The 16041-nt window shown below is 52.3% G+C and carries 13 protein-coding genes and 1 pseudogene; 4 read left to right on the top strand and 10 right to left on the bottom strand.

The features are described from left to right. Position 1: 1 nt before the first annotated feature. Positions 2–1180: a galactokinase gene (locus tag M1D70_RS08005; protein ID WP_009592765.1), complete on the bottom strand. Its 1179-nt coding sequence runs from the start codon at positions 1178–1180 to the stop codon at positions 2–4. 187 nt (positions 1181–1367) lie between these two features. Here M1D70_RS08005 and M1D70_RS08000 point away from each other — a divergent pair, with 187 nt between their 5' ends. Further along, a complete protein-coding gene (locus M1D70_RS08000) occupies positions 1368–2231 on the top strand; it encodes an AraC family ligand binding domain-containing protein (protein WP_456289590.1) in 864 nt (287 codons plus the stop codon). Positions 2232–2346: 115 nt separating this feature from the next. On the opposite strand, the gene mgrA is transcribed toward M1D70_RS08000, so the two are convergent. The 3 genes from mgrA to M1D70_RS07985 form a co-directional block, all read right to left on the bottom strand. Beyond that, complete coding sequence (gene mgrA / locus M1D70_RS07995) at positions 2347–3363, bottom strand: L-glyceraldehyde 3-phosphate reductase (RefSeq protein WP_009592780.1); 1017 nt, start codon at positions 3361–3363, stop codon at positions 2347–2349. A gap of 124 nt (positions 3364–3487) precedes the next feature. Beyond that, a complete protein-coding gene (locus M1D70_RS07990) occupies positions 3488–4240 on the bottom strand; it encodes an NAD-dependent protein deacylase (RefSeq protein WP_009592798.1) in 753 nt (250 codons plus the stop codon). Between the two features lie 37 nt (positions 4241–4277). Next, the gene (locus M1D70_RS07985; protein WP_456289589.1) at positions 4278–5045 is read right to left on the bottom strand and encodes an HAD family hydrolase; all 768 of its coding nucleotides are present in this window, start codon (positions 5043–5045) and stop codon (positions 4278–4280) included. A gap of 212 nt (positions 5046–5257) precedes the next feature. Between M1D70_RS07985 and M1D70_RS07980 the strand changes: the two are divergent. Both M1D70_RS07980 and ilvD read left to right on the top strand, forming a co-directional pair. After that, a pseudogene (locus M1D70_RS07980) lies at positions 5258–5497 on the top strand (KGG domain-containing protein); the annotation flags it as partial. A 237-nt stretch (positions 5498–5734) separates the two neighbouring features. Continuing rightward, on the top strand, positions 5735–7423 hold the full coding sequence (gene ilvD / locus M1D70_RS07975) for a dihydroxy-acid dehydratase (RefSeq protein WP_009592740.1): 1689 nt from the start codon (positions 5735–5737) through the stop codon (positions 7421–7423). Between the two features lie 131 nt (positions 7424–7554). On the opposite strand, the gene M1D70_RS07970 is transcribed toward ilvD, so the two are convergent. Next, positions 7555–8937: a polysaccharide deacetylase family protein gene (locus tag M1D70_RS07970; protein ID WP_456289588.1), complete on the bottom strand. Its 1383-nt coding sequence runs from the start codon at positions 8935–8937 to the stop codon at positions 7555–7557. A gap of 142 nt (positions 8938–9079) precedes the next feature. Here M1D70_RS07970 and M1D70_RS07965 point away from each other — a divergent pair, with 142 nt between their 5' ends. Next, positions 9080–10243, top strand: a complete 1164-nt coding sequence (locus M1D70_RS07965) for an AI-2E family transporter (RefSeq protein ID WP_015734070.1) — start codon at positions 9080–9082, stop codon at positions 10241–10243. On the opposite strand, the gene M1D70_RS07960 is transcribed toward M1D70_RS07965, so the two are convergent. From M1D70_RS07960 to M1D70_RS07940, 5 genes are read right to left on the bottom strand one after another with little or no spacing between them, the layout of a single operon-like run. Next, complete coding sequence (locus M1D70_RS07960) at positions 10192–11982, bottom strand: peptidoglycan D,D-transpeptidase FtsI family protein (RefSeq protein ID WP_456289587.1); 1791 nt, start codon at positions 11980–11982, stop codon at positions 10192–10194. The two genes, M1D70_RS07965 and M1D70_RS07960, sit on opposite strands and share 52 nt — an antisense overlap. A gap of 57 nt (positions 11983–12039) precedes the next feature. Continuing rightward, positions 12040–12225: a hypothetical protein gene (locus M1D70_RS07955; protein WP_456289586.1), complete on the bottom strand. Its 186-nt coding sequence runs from the start codon at positions 12223–12225 to the stop codon at positions 12040–12042. A 13-nt stretch (positions 12226–12238) separates the two neighbouring features. Next, the gene (locus M1D70_RS07950) at positions 12239–13390 is read right to left on the bottom strand and encodes a Ger(x)C family spore germination protein (protein ID WP_009592764.1); all 1152 of its coding nucleotides are present in this window, start codon (positions 13388–13390) and stop codon (positions 12239–12241) included. Continuing rightward, on the bottom strand, positions 13383–14489 hold the full coding sequence (locus M1D70_RS07945) for a GerAB/ArcD/ProY family transporter (protein WP_456289585.1): 1107 nt from the start codon (positions 14487–14489) through the stop codon (positions 13383–13385). Before M1D70_RS07945 ends, M1D70_RS07950 begins: the two co-directional genes overlap by 8 nt. 6 nt (positions 14490–14495) lie before the next feature. Further along, complete coding sequence (locus M1D70_RS07940) at positions 14496–16004, bottom strand: spore germination protein (RefSeq protein WP_009592808.1); 1509 nt, start codon at positions 16002–16004, stop codon at positions 14496–14498. Positions 16005–16041 lie beyond the last annotated feature (37 nt).

Genomic DNA, 16041 nt, shown 5'->3' with positions numbered 1-16041 from the left:
ATTATTCGCCCTCCTTTACTTCATGCACGCCTTGACCTACGCCGCATACGTAGAAGTCCGCCTTCAGTCCCGTTCTGGCCTCATACTGCTGTCCCACTTCCGCGATGAAACGTTCCACCGCGTCCTCGTGCACGAGGGATACCGTGCAGCCGCCAAAGCCGGCTCCCGTCATTCTGGAACCGAGCGTACCCGGAATCCGCTGGGCTTCTTCCACCAGAGCATCCAACTCGTCGCCCGTGACTTCGTACAGATAACGCAAAGAGTCATGGGACTGATTCATGTACTGTCCGAAAACTTCCAGATTCCCCTCTTTCAAAGCCTTCACGGAATCAAGCACGCGCTGGTTCTCCTCAACGACATGCTGGGCGCGTCTTCTGACGGTCTCATCCCGGATGCTGTCCCGCAAGGTCGCGAATTGATCCGGATTCAGCTGGGCGAGATACGATAACGCCGGGAGCTCCTTTTGCAAAATTTCCAAAGCGCGGTCGCATTCGCTGCGGCGTTCATTATATTTGGAATCGACGAGTCCGCGCCGTTTGTTGGTATTCGAAATCACGATTTTGTATGCTCCGGTCCGGAAAGGCACCAGCTCATACTCCAGCGTATCGCACATTAACAGAATGGCATGATCCTGCTTGCCGTTGGCTACGGCGAATTGATCCATGATGCCGGAGTTGACGCCGACGAACAGGTTCTCCACCCGCTGCGAAAGCTTGGCGATCTCCACCGTATCCGTCTCCTTGCCCTCCATCTTCAAGAAGGCGTAAGCCGTGACCACTTCGATGGACGCCGAGGACGAGAGGCCTGCCCCGTTCGGGATATCCCCGTGGTACAGCAGGTCATAGCCGCTGCTGAGCCCGCAGCCGATTTTATTCAGCTCGGTAATGACGCCGACCGGGTAATCCGTCCATTGATCGATTTTGTAGCCATAATCCTCGTCCAGACTGATCGTTAATTCATAGGGGATATTGGTGGATGAAAAGCTCACCTTGTTATCGTCACGCGGCCGGATAATCAAGGTTGTACCAAACTCCAGGGCTGCCGGAAGCACATAGCCTCCGTTGTAATCCAGATGCTCCCCGATCAGGTTCACGCGCCCCGGCGCATTAAATATGCGAACCTTATGCTGGCTCTCACCGTGCTTGTCCATAAATCTTTCCATAAGCTGTTGCGTCGTCACTGCCTATCACTCCATCCTGTACATATGGTAGTTTTACTGTCTTCAGTATAATGGAAATCTCGTTTACCGATAATGAAATCTTGTGTGTTACATATGGATTTATGTGACTTATAGAGGTACAATAAATTCATGATCACGAAATCCCTGTAGTTCCTCTTTTTCCCAAACTCATTGTAAAGGAAAATGAATGATGAAACCAACCTATTCTGTTGCTTCCAACCCAGCACAGCAAGGCGGCGGCTGGCTCCACGTGCGATTCGCCGGCGAGAGCCAGACCCTTCCGGAGCATGCGTTGGGGCCGAAAATATTCGATCATTACCTCTTGCACGTCATCGAATCGGGCCATGGCGTATTTCGGACCGAAACCGACAGATACCAGCTCGGGCCCGGCGATTGCTTCCTGATCCATCCCGGCCAGATTGTCAGCTATGTATCCGATGCGAGCCAGCCGTGGCGTTACCGCTGGGTCGCCTTCGACGGAGAACACGCCGATGAAGAGATATCCCGTTTGGGGCTCACACCCGAAAAGCCTGTCCTCCACCTCGTGGAGAACAACCCCATTCCCGGCTATGTATCCCTCATCCAGGGCCATTTTCAATCCAGGGAAGAAAGCTCTCACATGGCCGCCATCGGTTACCTGCATTTAATCTGGGCCGAGATCATGAATCAGAGCGACCGGCCGTCCCGATTGACGCTGTCAGAACCCCAGGTTCAGCGCACGGTGAAGCAGATGATCAGTTACATGGCTTCCCAATACGCCCATCCCGTCTCGATCGAACAGATGTGTACGAGCCTGGGCTACAACCGCGCATACCTGTCACGGATCTTCAAGCAGGAAACGGGCATGACTCCGATCACGTATCTGCTTAAATTAAGAATCGACCAATCCAAACGGCTGCTGCGCGAACGTCCCGATTTGTCCATCGAGCAGGTTTCCGCATCGGTCGGACTGACCGATCCGCTCTATTTCTCGCGCCAATTCAAGCGGCTCGTCGGCCGATCCCCGTCGCGGTACCGCAAGGACATCATCTCTTCATCCGCGCTTACTTAAAGATTGCGCCCATGATATTCCTTAGCAAAAAAAGGAGCGTCCTTCAGGCCGGTTATCAACCTAAAAGCGCTCCTTTTTTTGTATCTATTTCAATGCCACCATGTTTCGTCAGCATCTATCCTTCCGAAGGAGATGCATTCTCCGTTTTGAGAATCGCTTCGATCCGATCCAGCTCTTCCTTCGAGAACTCCAGATTGTTCAAGGCAGCCACGTTGTCTTCAATCTGGCTTACTTTGCTTGCTCCGATCAGGGCAGACGTCACCCGGCCGCCGCGCAGAACCCAGGCGAGCGCGAATTGAGCCAGACTCTGGTTCCGGGCTTGGGCGATTTGGTTCAAGGCTCTGATCTTGCGCAGCACCTCAGGCGTGATATTGCTTTCGTTCAGGAACACGGATGCGCTTGCGGCACGGGAATCGACAGGCACGCCGTTCAAATATTTGTTCGTCAAAAGCCCTTGGGCAAGCGGCGTGAAGGCGATGCTTCCGACCCCGTTCTCTTCCAGGACGTCAAGCAAACCGTTCTCCACCCAGCGGTCCAGCATGGAGTAGCTCGGTTGATGGATGAGCAGCGGGGTACCCAGGCTTTTCAGGATCGATATCGCTTCCCGGGTCTTCTCCGGCGAATAGTTGGAGACTCCGACATACAGCGCCTTGCCGGAACGAACGAGATGATCCAGCGCTGCCATGGTTTCCTCGAGCGGCGTTTCCGGATCCATCCGATGATGATAGAAAATATCCACATAGTCCAGGCCCATTCGCTTCAAGCTCTGGTCGAGGCTTGATACCAGATATTTACGCGATCCGAAATCGCCGTAAGGACCGGGCCACATATAATAGCCGGCTTTGGACGAAACGACGATTTCGTCACGATATGCCTTAAGGTCTCTGGAAAGCACTTTACCGAAAGTCTCCTCGGCAGAGCCTGCAGGAGGTCCGTAATTGTTCGCCAGATCGAAGTGGGTGATGCCCAGATCGAAGGAGCGCGTAATCATGTTCCGCCCGTTCTCGTACGTGTCGACGCCACCGAAATTATGCCATAATCCAAGGGAGATCGCGGGAAGTTTCAGCCCGGACCGCCCCACGCGGTTATACTTCATTCCTTCATAGCGGTCTTCGCTAGCCACATAGGTCACTTGCAATCCCTGCCTCTCTGAGTGAATAGGTCATTGCTAAATTCCATCTTATCGCGTTTGGTCTTCCTTTGACAAGAAAACGATTACAGGGGCAGGTGCCGCAATACGCCGCCTTTTGTCTCCGTCACGTGCTGATCAGTTTATCCACCTGCGTCATGACTTGACCGATCCGATCCGCAATCAGGAGGCCTGCCCGGTGATCGTATGGGGTTGGATCTGCATTCAGCAATGCTACCTTGCTTCCATGAAAATAGGATATCAAACTCGCAGCGGGGTGTACCGTCAGGGAAGTCCCGCCAATAATCAACAAGTCGGCCGTCGATATTTCCTGGATCGAGCGCATGATGACGTTCTGGTCCAATTCCTCTTCATACAGCACGACGTCCGGCCGAACCAGCCCCCCGCAATCCTTGCAGCGCGGGACGATTTCCTTAATGTCCAGAATATCCTGAAGGCTGTAGAATCGGGAGCAATCCATGCAATAATTGCGGTGCACGGAACCGTGAAGCTCCAGCACCTCGGAACATCCCGCCGACTGATGCAGACCATCGATATTCTGCGTGATGACCGCCTTTAGCTTCCCATCATGCTCGAGTCTCGACAATAGGCGGTGACAGCCGTTCGGCTGCGCAAACGGGTGCAGCATCTTGCTCCGGTAAAAGTCGTAAAACACTTCCGGATGCTGCATAAAAAAAGTATGGCTGAGCATGACCTCCGGCGGATACGGAGACTGGTGCTCGCTCTGGTACAGTCCGGCTGCCGAACGGAAGTCCGGAATTCCGCTCTCGGTGGAGGTACCGGCTCCCCCGAAAAAAACAATGTAGTCGCTCGCTTCGATCCATGTTGCCAACTGCTCGATCTTTTCCCTGTTCTCCACTCTTATACACCTCCGTACAGCCCTTAAAATAACACGTCTACCTGTGCACGTCTAATTCATTATAATCGGATATGACAACATCGGCATCTGTCAGATGCGCCGGCTCCCCTTCCTCCGACATTAAACCTACGGCCAGCGCAGCGCCTGCTTGCTTCGCCATCTGCATATCCGCGTTGCTGTCGCCGATGACGACCGCTTCCTCCGGTTTGATCCCGAGCCGGCGGCAGGCCGCCTCGGTCATTTCGGGGTGCGGCTTGCCATTTCGAACCTGATCTCTTCCCATGATGACCGTAAAATACGAGCGAAGCCCCATCCATTCCAACTGCTCCATGGCACCTGAGGTTTGATCCGAAGTCACCACTGCCATCTTCACGGAGGCCATGCTGCATTTTTTCAGGAAATGTTCCAGTCCGGGCATCGGGAATGCCGGCTTTCGCTGGCGGACTTCGTACATGGCATTTTTCGTAATCTGATGGACCTGCACAATCGCCTCGTTCCATGGCATCCCGGCTGCGTACAATTGCCAAGCCAGAAGCCCGTTCGTCTCCTCCACGGTCCCCATGGCGAGCGGACCCCGCAGATCATACCCCGATACGCGTCCGCCGGCATCGTGCTTGGTCCCCAGCACCTGCTCTTTCGGCAGTGTAAAGCCGGATCCCATCAGCTCCAGCCGTTCCTCCATGAACTCGAGCACATAATCGGCCCATCCTCCCCACAGCGCCATGAAATGAAGCAGCGTACCGTCTTTATCAAACAAGATCCCTTGGCAGGGAACGGTTCGTCCTTTCAGTTGAACAAACGGCAACGGTTCAAAACCTCCCTATCCTATTCTTGATCATACTCTTATTAAACCATGAAATAAACTCTGATTTAAGCGTTATTAGCGCATGGGATCAAGAAATCGCTCCGACTTGAAAATTTACCAATCTTTAGTCGAATGTTTTGATTCATGACAAATGGACCGTGGTAAGTAACATATACGCATAGCAAATACGACGGTAAAGGAGTGATTTGTTCATGGCAACCAACAGCAATCGAAAGATGACCCGCGAAGAAGCCGGACGTCTTGGCGGCGAAGCCACCGCCAAAAAACACAGCCGCGAATTCTACCAGGAAATCGGCAAAAAAGGCGGCAAAGCGACGTCCAAAAACCATAGCCGCGAGTTTTACCAGGAAATCGGTCAAAAGGGCGGCGAAGCGACCTCGCGGAATCATAATCGCGAATTCTATCAGGAAATTGGCCGCAAAGGCGGCAAGAAATAGCATACCCAATCCGTAGGAAGCCTGTTCCCGACCAAGGGGGACAGGCTTTTTCTTGGCCGCCACGACAGCCTTCCTTCCATCGCTTCCTATTAATATCATGTAGAAAAACCTGCCTTTTTGTGATAGACTCATTTAAAACCTATTCGCTGTTTACAGGTACCCGGCTGCTTTGCCGGAAGACCGCGCTAAAGCGTAACAATTTTATAATAGATCTGGGGGGAAATCGACATCATGACAACCAAAAAAATGCGTTCAGACATGATCAAGAAAGGCTTTGACCGCGCGCCGCACCGCAGCTTGCTGCGTGCAGCAGGCGTTAAGGAAGAGGATTTCGGCAAACCGTTCATCGCCGTGTGCAACTCTTACATCGATATCGTTCCGGGTCACGTGCATCTTCAGGAATTCGGCAAGATCGTGAAGGATGCGATCCGTGAAGCCGGCGGCGTTCCGTTCGAGTTCAACACCATCGGCGTGGATGACGGAATTGCCATGGGACATATCGGCATGCGCTACTCGCTGCCAAGCCGCGAGATCATTGCGGATTCCCTGGAAACCGTTGTATCCGCCCACTGGTTCGACGGCATGGTGTGTATCCCGAACTGCGACAAAATTACGCCAGGCATGCTGATGGGCGCCCTGCGCGTTAACATCCCGACGGTGTTTGTCAGCGGCGGACCGATGAAGGCCGGCGTGGACAGCAAAGGCCGCAAATTGTCCCTGACTTCCGTATTCGAAGGCGTCGGCGCTCACCAGGTCGGCAAAATCAATGACGATGAGCTCCTGGAATTGGAACAATACGGATGTCCAACCTGCGGATCCTGCTCCGGCATGTTCACCGCCAACTCCATGAACTGCCTCGCCGAAGCGCTGGGTCTGGCTCTGCCGGGCAACGGCACCATTCTTGCCATCGCCGAAGAGCGCAGAGAATTTGTTAAACAATCGGCCAAACAATTGATGGAGCTTGTCAAAATGGACCTGAAGCCGCGTGACATCGTAACCGTGGAAGCGATCGACAACGCGTTTGCGCTCGATATGGCGATGGGCGGCTCCACCAACACGGTGCTTCATACATTGGCGCTTGCCCATGAAGCCGGCCTTGATTACCCGCTGGAGCGGATCAACGAAGTCGCTGACCGCGTTCCTCACATCTCCAAGCTGGCTCCGGCTTCGGATTACTTCATCGAGGATGTGCATTTGGCAGGCGGTGTGAGCGCGGTTCTGCACGAGCTCCTGAAGAAGCCGGGTGCATTGCACGGAGATTGCATTACCGTAACCGGCAAAACGCTGGCCGAGAACGTAGAGGGCTGCGAAATCCAGGATGAGAACGTCATCCATCCGATCGATTCCCCGTATTCCGAGCGCGGCGGACTCGCGGTACTGTACGGTAATCTGGCTCCTGAAGGTTCCATCATCAAAGTCGGTGCGGTCGATCCGTCGGTTGGCGGATACCATAAAGGACCTGCTATCTGCTTTGACTCCCAGGACGAGGCGCTTAGCGGCATTGCCAACGGCAAGGTCAAGGAAGGCCATGTGGTTGTCATTCGATATGAAGGGCCGAAGGGCGGACCGGGCATGCCGGAAATGCTGGCGCCGACCTCGCAGATTGCAGGCATGGGTCTTGGAGCCAAAGTCGGTCTGATCACGGACGGACGCTTCTCCGGCGCTTCCCGCGGCATCAGCATCGGACACATCTCGCCGGAAGCGGCTGAAGGCGGACCTATCGCTTTCGTTGAAGACGGAGATATCATCGAGCTGGACCTGAATAAACGGACGATTCAATTGCTGGACGTTTCCGAAGAGGAAATGGCTGTACGCCGCAGCAAATGGGTTGAGTTCGAACCTAAAGTGAAAACCGGTTACCTTGCCCGCTACTCGAAGCTTGTGACCAACGCCAGCTCTGGCGGCGTATTGAAAATCTAATCCTTAATAAAGCAAAGGGGTTATCCCGCGCAGGCATTAGCAAAAGCCTGCGGGGATAACCCCTTTTTTAATAACCAAAACCATCTAAGAGATAATCCATGCATAATGGCGGAAAGCATCGTTTCGATGAACTACATGCCTTGCGAGACACTGGCAACCGCCAGATCACCCGCGTGCTCCTGTTGAACTTCCTGCTGTTCCTCCGATGGAGGCAAAACCTGCGTTTTCTTTTCCGCATAACGTCCGATCAGAACATCCACCGGCATGATGAGCATTCTCGGCTCCATCATCTGGGTGCCCTCCTTCAGGCGGGCCTGACCTTTCGGGTGAATGACGCTGAGCAGCAGTTTCAGATACAATCTGGACGAACTTGCGAACAGCCCCCGAGGCAAATCCATCACATGGAATCCAAATTGCTCGGGGCCCCGCGAAATCATGGTTACGGCATACAAACCTTTGATATCCTTAAACTCGGGCCGGTCCAGCACCATGTTCGCCAGAGAAGGCAAATCCTTCTGCACGGCACGAATCATTTTGATGGCAAGCTGCACTTCCGAGCGGGAGCGGCTGCCGATCTCGAACAATTTTTTGTTGTCAAAGTGGAGCTCGAGCACCTGGTCACCCTTCTCAAGCCGGCTGCCGTCTTCCATCACGACCGTTTTGCCGGTGAAGGCACGCTTTCGGAAATGCAGCATCGGATCCTCCGGATTAACCGTTTCGAGCGCGAACACCGCATGAAATGCTTTTTCCCACAAGAGCCACAACGAGACGATCAACCGCTTGAGAGGAGACAGCTTCTTCGCTTTCGCTTTGCTTTCCTTAGCCATCATGTCGTCGATTCGGATGCTTCTCATTCCCTTCTGCTCTGCGACTTTCAGTACGCGTTCCAAGGCAATCAGCATTTGCTCCGGCGCATCGGGGTTCGCTCCCATCGTCGTACCGCAGTCATGGAGGAGCATAACCTCGCCGCCGTTCAGCTTGGCCAGCATACGCTGAGTCAGCTTGTCAGCGCCGATCTTGCTTCGCCAATCATTAAACATCGAGGACCATAAGATGATGCGGCAGCCGGTATTCTTGGCAAAATCGAATAAATTCACGATTCCCCAAGGCGGTCTGTAATATCGCGAGCGCTCGCCGGTTATGGCGTAGATGATATCGTCCGTGCGCTTGACTTGCTTGCGGACGGTCACGGGTCGCATTAACCAATTGCTCTTGTGAACATAGTTGTGAATCCCGATCAGATGACCCTCGCTATGAATGCGTTTGACGACTTCCGGATGCTTCTCGGCATGGGAACCGACCAGAAAAAAAGTCGCTTTCATATTATACCGCTTCAATAGATCCAGCAGTCTTGGCGTATAGAACGGATCAGGACCATCATCAAAGGTTAAGGCGAAGTCTTCCAAGCCTGTTCCCCTGCGAAATACTCGAAAACCGAATATCCGGGTCAGGATGCCGGGAATGAATGCATAAAAAGATGAAAGGTAAAACAACCATAGCAGTAACGTTTGCATGCTAACTCCCCGCTTTTTATTTCTTTTTCTAATGAAGACACTATTATTATTTTATCATAGCACTTAAAGAAATAGGCTTTTTTTTCGCAAATCGTGTACAATGATATCTATCAATAAAGTATAAAGGAGCCGATATCCCACTATGCTTCCCTTGTATAAAAAATATTGGAGAACCGCCTTCGATATAGGTTTAATCGTGCTTACGGTTTACTTGATCATGCTCATATTCAGTAAGCTTTACCAGATTGCGGCTCCGGTGTTTTTATCTTTCCTCGTTTTCCTGATTATTGAGCCTTTCTCCAAATTCCTGCACCGCAGGGGGCTTCCGAAGCCTTTCGCCGCCGCGATATCCGTTCTGCTCTTCCTGCTCGTCATCCTTGGCATCCTGTTTGGAGCCGGAGCGCTCATCGTATCGCAATTCATGAATCTGCAGGATAATTTGCCGGCTTACACCCAAACGATCCAGAAACATTTCTCGGAAACCCTGATGTTCCTGCAGACGAAGCTCGACGCGCTGCCGCCGGATCTGACGGACCGCCTGAACGGTTACTTCCAAGACATTACCACCTTTGCCCAGGGCGCTGCAGAGTCGTTCTTCCGTTACATCGTTGGATTTATGGGGTCGTTCTCCTCGTTCATCGCGAATTTCGGGGTTGCGATTATCCTCGCCTTCTTCCTGAGCACGGAAATCGGCAGCTGGCGGAGAATCGCCAAGGACAAGACGCCGAAGACGCTCAAGACGGCTTTCGTTTTCCTGAAGGACAATGTATTCAAGGCAATCGGCTCTTATATTAAAGCCCAGATGAAGCTGGTCAGCATCACCTTTGTCATTGTATACATAGGACTCTTGATATTAGGTACGGGCAATTCCCTGTCCGTTGCGCTTATCTGCGCCGTATTCGATGTATTGCCGCTGCTCGGGGTTCCCGTTATTCTTATTCCGTGGATCACCTATTTGTTCATTGTAGGCAACACCGGGCTTGCGATCGGCTTGATCGTTCTGCTTGCCGTGGTGGTCATTTCCAGACAGCTGCTCGAGCCTAAAATTACGGGAAACTCGATCGGCGTATCCTCCGCCTTTCTGATGCTGTCCTTTATGATGATCTCCCTGTCGATATTTGGGGTTGCCGGTTTGATTCTGGCTCCCATCCTGCTGATTCTCATCAAAGAATTGCTTGCGCAGGGATATCTGAAGCAGTGGATTCATCTGCCGAGCGAAGAATTCGATGTGTCCCCTTGGGATATGTCCCGCTCTTACGCGGAGCCGGAGCCCGCTTCAACCGAGGCCAAGAAATCGGAGACCTGACCGAATATTTCGGTTGCCTGATTGCTGCTGTTCGTGCTCCGATTCTCCACCAATACTGCCACCGCATAACGTGGCTTCTCCACCGGGCCGTACCCGACAAACCACTGGTTGTTTCGGGCGCGGCCCTTTACTTTGACCTGAGCGGTTCCCGATTTGCCTGCAAGGGTCCATTTCCGATGACTCAAAGAGCTTCCTGTTCCCTGTTGAACGACATCCTCCATCCATTCGAGCAGGATCGAAGAGGTTTCCCGGGAAATACCGTTTTCTGATGGGCGTTCGTACAGCGGATTTGTATCCTGAAGCAACTGGCCGTTCGCGTACCGAATCTGCTTCACAATACGCGGCTTGGTCTTCACTCCGCCATGAAGCAGCGTCACCATCGCATTAGCGGCTTGGAGCGGGGATACGGCAGCGTCCCGTTGGCCTATGCCTGTCTGCACTCTCACGCCTGCATCGGAGGCATCTGCGGAGCTGGAAAAGACCGTCCCCTTCTCTTCATGATCCAACGGTGCAAATGAGCGAAGCCCTAAAAACTGCTGTGATTGCCAGCCTACGCTTTGCCCAAAGCCCAGCGCGGATGCCGCTGAGGTTATTTGCTGTGGGGTTAATCTTTCCGCAAGCGTGGCAAATACGACGTTGCAGGATTCCGCAAAGCCCTCGCGCAGATCAATCGTTCCATGCCCGCCCTTTTTCCAGCAGGACAATCCGAACTTGCCAAATTCCCCATCGCAATGAAAATGTTCGTTTGGCGAGCTGAGACCATTCTCCAAAATGGCCGCTGCCGTTACAAGCTTGAACACGGAGCCTGGCGTGGCCGCTTTCAATCCGCGATTCTCCCACTGACCGTCTTTCGGATGTATCTGCTCCGGATTGTAAAACGGTCTGGATACCATCGCCACGATATCGGCATTGCGTGCATCCAGCACGACAACGGCTCCTTCTTTCATGTCCGCTTTATCCGTGATGGCCTCGATCCCCCGCTGAATATCGATATCTATCGTTGTGGATACCCGTAACGGATAGTACCGATTGTCCGGCGCCTTCACCATCGGCTTCATATCCTGAATTACATCATTCGTGCTGTTTACCGGAAAATAGACGATCGTAGGTCCTTCACCCCGGATCAGCGAATCCATCGTCTTCTCCAGGCCGCTGGTTCCCGAAATCTCCGGATAATCCTGAAAGAACAGGCTTTCCTTACGCTGGCCGGATACAAAACCAAGCCACTGCATGCCCGATTGGCGGTTACCGTACCGCTGCTCATAAGGAAGAACCTTGAGTTTGGGGAGCTCAAGCTCGCGAATCTGCTCGATCTGCTCCTTGGACAAGGAACGTGGAATGCGGGAATCCGCTCCATGCCATAGCTGCGGCTCCTTTAGCTTGCCCCAGATTTGCAGCAACTGATTCGTGTCCGTTCCCAGGATGCGGGCCAGCTTGGCAACCTGATGATGGGCGCCCCTCAGCTCCTTCTCGCCGGCCGGAAACAATACGGCGGTCCAGATCAAATTGCCTGTGAGCGGTTTTCCGTTGCGATCCGTAAAATGTCCGCGGCCCGAATCCAGCACGATGCCCCGTTCCCGCTGGATAAGCGATGCCTCAACCATTGTGTGCCGGCTTCCGGGGACCCGTTGATGCTTCATCACGAGCTGCACCCAGGCAAGGCGCATCGTCAAAATGGCAATCAATACCGTCAAAATCAGCCATCCGTATGTAATTCGCTTATTGCGGATTAGCCTCATGGTTCCGCTCCTCCAATTGAGTCTTTGTTTCCTTATTATTTCCATATGGAACCTGACTCAATCATGTTCGCTTCTCTCTGCACCATCATCCGGTTTCTCCGGCTGCTTCCAGGGCGGATCCCCATATTTGTGCAGATACCGGTTTGTTTGGAATAAGGTCAACGGTACGATGATGAGCAGCAGTATACCAATCACGACAAGCGGATTTAACAAAATATCGTAGCGATAATCCATGAATTCCATCAACCTGCCTTCCTTATTCCGTCCCGGTAATGGTTCCAATGGTCCGGACTCTTGCGTCTGCGTGCACATGGATCTTGCATTGCGAAAAAATGTTTTGACCTCGGTCCCAGTCGTCCTTGTAACGGTTCCATGTTTCGTACTCCTGCTCTTGGCATTTCTTCCAGAAGCCCAAAAAGTCCGATTTATAATCGTTCTGGGCCTTTTGAATGACATCCATTGCGATTTCCTTGATCCGTTCCTCCGCCTTGCGTTTGATCTCCCCGTTTAGTTCGCGAACGATTTCGCTCTCTTCCAGCTCAGCTTCCCCAATATTGCCTCTGACCGAAATTTCAACGTCAAACTCGGGAAGTCCGCGATCGTCCAGATGGACTCGAATGATCCGGTTGAATTCCCTGACTTCATAAACGAGCTGTTTGCCGTGAACGACCAGTTCCAGGGATGCGGTTTTTACCGTTCCCTGCATCATGTTCCGGCCCGTGGTTTCATCGTTGTCCAGGAATCCCATGAACCTGTAGTTCTCGCCGTTAAACACAGCTGCGCCGCTGGTGGATACTCTGTCGTCTTGCGTGATCGATACCCGGGGCAGCGCATAACTCGACTTGGACAACAGGAAATGATGCAGTTCCCCCATATTCGTTGGAGGCGTGATGGATTCGCTTTTGTCCTTATTTTCTTGCGTTGAACGAATGTACTGCACAGGCAAGGTTTCAATCTTTGAATGGATCTCCAGGATCTTGCTCGCCTCTCCCTCAGCGACCATAATATTGGAAGCTCGCCGGTTCTCCGGATCCCGGACAAACAAATCCAGTACATCGCCTACGTGCTCCGTTCCGGCCAGCGCTTCGGAGATAATGATCACTTGATTATGGGCCAGGTAAGGAGAGCGGCTGATCTCATTCGACATCTTCCGCGCGGCTTTGAATACGCTGCTCGCGGTTGAGGACAGATTGATAAAAGGGCTCCCTCCCTCACTCTTTTGGCCGCTGGAGCCTTTCATCTGCGTAGGCACGACAATTTGAAACGTAAGCTTAATTTGTCCTTCCTCTGCCGCGTCAAGAGCCGTGCCGACTACAAATCCCCGCTCCTCGATTTCGATGCGGTCCCAGCAGCCCGCTGTCGGCCATAACAGCAGGAGCGCCAGGAGCATCCGGAGTTTTCTAGCCATCCCCCTTCACCCCCCGAACTTTAGCGATCAAGAGCAGCAGTGCCGGAAGCACCCATGCGGATCCGACCCCCATATAACTGATCCATTCCGCAAATACGTTGAGTTCTCGGAGCGTGCTCGGCAATAAACCGAGGATGAACAGTATCGGTGCCAGAACAAGGATCATCGTAAATCTTCGATGTTTAGGGAATACGGATTCCAGCGCCAATAAAGCCACGTCAAACGCCATCGCATTCGTGCTGAACAATGTCATCAACCAGATGACAAAAAAGAAAAATTCAAACCGTTCGAATATTCCTCCCGGAACTTCAACCTCTTTGGCCAATTCGGCTAACGGATACAGCGTATTGGAAACCACCATCGGTCCAAAAACGCCAATGACAAACACGAAAACAACAAAGTATACGCAGATTGGTATCATCAGCCCGCGTAAGATAGAGCCTGGAAGCTTGCTTTTCCTAGCGACATAGATGTTGTAGAACAGCATGATCTCAAGTCCTAGATACGAGAATACGGTATCCTTCGAAGAGGCAACGATTCTTCTCCAGTCCGTTTTAAACACAGGCAGCAGAAAGTGCATGTTTAAGCTTCCAAGATTCAAGAGGACGATCAGCAGCAAAATCGTGATAACGATGGGAAAAAAAATCAGGTTCAAGCGCACCAAAGCGATGCTTGGGCCGGCAACGGCATAGATTAATACCAGCAAGTAAACCAGCCCGATGATTTCCTCCGGCGTGTTATCGAATAAATACAGCCTCGATATCGTAGAAACGCCGCGCACTTGGTAACTGACAAATAACAGAAAGTAGAGGCTCATTAACAGCGTCAACACATGGGCTGCTTTTCGGCTCAAAATCATCGAGGCCATTGCATGATAGTTTTTACCGGGAAACCTCGAAGCCAATACGCCGATGGCCCAAGCAAATACAAATGCGATCATGCCGCCGAGAATGATCGGCATCCAGCCATCCGAGAACTGGGTCTTCTTAGCAATCGTATGGGGGAGCGTGAGGATTCCGAGTCCAATCATCATATTGCTGACAGAGTAAACAATCTCTTTTCTGCCGATCGTTTGACTGCTTCGTTGGTTAAGGTTCATTACGAATCACCGCTTTTTTGCCCGATGGATATCCTGGGGCTTCATAAATAAAGGTCTGAGCGTAAGCCAAGTCACCGGCACGCGGATAAACATATCCTTCCAATCGTGCTGAACAGAGGGGGCAATGGGACTCAGATAAGGGATTCCGAAGCTGTGCAGCCTCATCAAGTGAATACAGATCATGATAAAGGTCAGCACAATTCCATACAGTCCCAGAAAGCTTGCAGCAATCATGATCGCAAAGCGCAGCATTCGAAAAGAAATGCCTGCGCTGTAAGACGGAATGGCAAAGGAGGATATGGCTGTCAGTGCCACGATGATGACCATAATCGGGCTCACGATCCCCGCCTGAACCGCAGCCTCCCCGATTACAAGTCCTCCGACAATGCCGATTGTCTGACCTATCGGTTTCGGCAGGCGAATTCCCGCTTCGCGCAGCAATTCCAGTGTAACTTCCATCAGTAAGGCTTCGATCACTGCAGGAAAGGGCACCCCTTCCCGTGAAGCAGCAATCGAGAATACGAGCTTAAACGGGATCATGCCGGGATGGAAAGACAGGATGGCAATATACAGCGCGGGAAGAAACAAGGTAATTCCGATGGCCACAAGACGCAGCAAACGTATCAGCGAGCCAATGCTCCATCGTTCGTAATAATCCTCCGGGGAATGTAACAGGGAAATGAAAGTAAACGGAAGCAGAAGCACAAAAGGGGTACCGTCCAGCAAAATCGCTACTTTTCCCTGCAGCAGGGCGGAAGTGACTTTATCCGGTCGCTCGGTATTGAGGATCTGGGGAAACGGCGATAAAAAGCTGTCCTCGATCCATTGCTCCACCGTCCCGGATTCAGGGGCATAGTCGAGATCCAGCGACTTCAGCCGGCGGTTGACTTCTTCGATCAGCTCCGGATTCGTCAATCCTTTAATATAGACGACCGCAAGCGACTGGTTCGATCGCCTGCCGATGGTATGGGGGTCAATCGTCAGGTTGGGCTCGCGAATATGTCTTCGCAGCAGGGAGATGTTGGTGTAGATACTTTCCGTAAATCCTACTCTCGGGCCGCGCACCAGCGCTTCGGTTTGAGGCTCCTCAATGCTCCGTCCCGGCCATTTGCGGGTTTTGATCAGCAGGACCTCATCCGAACCCTCCAGCATAAGAATCGTATCGCCCGAAAGAATGACCGGAATGACTTCATCCCAGCGTCTCGTTCGGTTGGTGATCTGGAGGGATATCATCCGATTCTCGATTTCATGGAGAACATTCCGCACATCCTTCATGGATGACGCGTATTGCTCCGGGTTATGCTGAATCGGCTGGATAATCTGCTCCTTAATCAACAACTGATCGGATAATCCTTCCAGGCTGACAATGGCTGAGGTGTATGAACTGCCCCCAACCTGAAGCACTTTCGTGGTGAGGTCGCTGGGGTCATTGAGCAACAGACTTAATGTTTCCAGGTTTTCCTTTAGGTGCGTTGACAGGAATTCAGGCGTTTGGCCAGGCTGCTTCGTCTTCATGTGACCTCGACTCCTTCAACCATATTCTCCGTTATGA

This window comes from Paenibacillus sp. AK002, assembly GCF_053903045.1.
The sequence above is the reverse complement of the archived record's forward strand: the minus strand, read 5'-3'. Positions and strand labels throughout refer to the sequence as shown.

Excerpts from the sequence above, each read along its gene's own strand:
- M1D70_RS08000 (WP_456289590.1), top strand. The coding sequence starts at position 1,368 with ATGATGAAACCAACCTATTCTGTTGCTTCCAACCCAGCACAGCAAGGC.
- ilvD (WP_009592740.1), top strand. The coding sequence starts at position 5,735 with ATGACAACCAAAAAAATGCGTTCAGACATGATCAAGAAAGGCTTTGAC.
- M1D70_RS07970 (WP_456289588.1), bottom strand. The coding sequence starts at position 8,937 with ATGCAAACGTTACTGCTATGGTTGTTTTACCTTTCATCTTTTTATGCA.
- M1D70_RS07965 (WP_015734070.1), top strand. The coding sequence starts at position 9,080 with ATGCTTCCCTTGTATAAAAAATATTGGAGAACCGCCTTCGATATAGGT.
- M1D70_RS07960 (WP_456289587.1), bottom strand. The coding sequence starts at position 11,982 with ATGAGGCTAATCCGCAATAAGCGAATTACATACGGATGGCTGATTTTG.
- M1D70_RS07955 (WP_456289586.1), bottom strand. The coding sequence starts at position 12,225 with ATGGAATTCATGGATTATCGCTACGATATTTTGTTAAATCCGCTTGTC.
- M1D70_RS07950 (WP_009592764.1), bottom strand. The coding sequence starts at position 13,390 with ATGGCTAGAAAACTCCGGATGCTCCTGGCGCTCCTGCTGTTATGGCCG.
- M1D70_RS07945 (WP_456289585.1), bottom strand. The coding sequence starts at position 14,489 with ATGAACCTTAACCAACGAAGCAGTCAAACGATCGGCAGAAAAGAGATT.
- M1D70_RS07940 (WP_009592808.1), bottom strand. The coding sequence starts at position 16,004 with ATGAAGACGAAGCAGCCTGGCCAAACGCCTGAATTCCTGTCAACGCAC.